This is a genomic window from Actinomyces denticolens, from assembly GCF_002072185.1.
Classification (GTDB): Bacteria; Actinomycetota; Actinomycetes; order Actinomycetales; family Actinomycetaceae; genus Actinomyces; species Actinomyces denticolens.
In genome coordinates, this window is record NZ_MVIW01000077.1 from 1 (window position 1) to 1714 (window position 1714).

Here is a 1714-nt window from a genome sequence, read left to right on the forward strand (position 1 = left end):
CCGCCCGCCGTGAGCGCGAGTCCCGGGCCGCCGCCGAGCGCGCTCAGGAGCGGCGGGCGCGGCAGCTCCTGGTGGCCCAGCGGGTGCGCGATGAGGCGCGGCGGGCCGCCGAGGCGGGTCGCGAGTGGGCGGCCGAGGCGGCGCAGCGGCGGGCCGCCGTCGAGGCCGAGCGCGCCGAGTCCCTGGAGGCCACCCGGGAGGTCCGCGATGAGATCGATCGCCTCACCAAGGAGATCGCCGCGCTCACCGACGCCGCCTACCGCGAGGAGATCGCCCGCGCCGAGCACCGCACTCGCCTGGAGGCCCTGGCCGAGCGGGCCCTGACCGAGCTCGGGCTCGAGCTCGACCCGCTGGTGGAGGAGTTCGGGCCGCATATGCCCGTCCCCGAGATCGAGGAGGACGACGTCGAGCCGGCGCCGGCCCCGTCGGGGCCGCCGAGCGCCTCTGAGCCGGTGGCCCCCGAGCCGGGGGAGGGGGCCGACGAGCAGGGCGCTCCGCCGGCCCCAGTGGCCCGCCCCGGGCGGCCCTACGCGCGCGCCGAGCAGGAGAAGCGCCTCGCCCGGGCCAAGCGCGACCTCGCCCGCCTGGGCAAGGTCAACCCCCTGGCCTTCGAGGAGCACGCCGCGCTGCAGCAGCGTCACCGCTTCCTCGCCGAGCAGCTCGCCGATCTCAAGCGCTCGCGCGCGGACCTGCTGGGGATCGTCGAGGAGATCGACGCGCGGGTGCAGGAGGTCTTCACTGCTGCGTTTCAGGACACGGCCCGTGAGTTCACCTCCGTGTTCGACCGCCTCTTCCCCGGCGGCGAGGGCCGTCTCGTGCTCACCGACCCGGGCGACATGCTCACCACGGGCATCGAGATCGAGGCGCGGCCGGCGGGCAAGAAGGTCAAGCGCCTCTCGCTGCTCTCCGGCGGGGAGCGATCCCTGGCGGCGGTGGCCCTGCTCATCGCGATCTTCAAGGCGCGCCCCTCGCCCTTCTACGTGATGGACGAGGTGGAGGCGGCCCTCGATGACACGAACCTGGGGCGCCTGCTGGAGATCTTCACCGAGTTGCGCGAGTCCAGCCAGCTCATCATCATCACCCACCAGAAGCGCACCATGGAGGTCGCCGACGCCCTCTACGGCATCACCATGCGCGACGGCGTCACCCAGGCCGTCTCCCAGCGCCTCGCGCGGGCCCGGGGCGCCGACGGCGACCCGGGCGCCGGGGGCTGACACGGGGCACGGGGCATCGGGCATGATGGGGGCATGGACCCGATGCTCATCGTGATTGCCGTCCTTGCCGTCCTCGCCCTGGTGGGAGGGCTCTGGCTCGTCTCCGGCCGCCGCCGTCGCGGCGAGCTCCCCCCCGAGGTCAGCGCCCATAAGCCCCTGGGGCGAGAGGAGGCCCTGCCTCCCACCGGCCCCGCGGACGCGGGGGAGGAGGAAGGGGCCCCGGGTGGGGAGCCCGGGGCCGAGGAGCCCGCCGGGGCCCCCGGCGCCGTTGCCACCCTGGAGCGGCCCGAGTCCATCCCCGGGCGCATGCAGCGCCTGCGCGCCCGCCTTGCCGGCTCCGGGGGCTTCGGCAAGGCCATCCTGTCCGTCCTGTCGCGCGGCGACCTGTCCGAGTCCGACTGGGAGGAGATCGAGGACACCCTTCTCACCTCCGACCTGGGCGTCGAGGTGACCATGGAGCTCATGGACGGGCTGCGCACCCAGGCCAAGGTGCTCGGAAC

The 1714-nt window shown here is 74.8% G+C and carries 2 protein-coding genes; both read left to right on the top strand.

Features of this window, described 5'->3' with window-relative positions; translation table 11 throughout:
• A partial coding sequence (locus B1H55_RS11945; protein WP_240494194.1) for an AAA family ATPase occupies positions 1-1214 on the top strand: 1214 nt, incomplete at its 5' end.
• A gap of 33 nt (positions 1215-1247) precedes the next feature.
• Positions 1248-1714: signal recognition particle receptor subunit alpha (locus B1H55_RS11950; RefSeq protein WP_205635528.1), on the top strand; the 467-nt coding region annotated here is incomplete at its 3' end.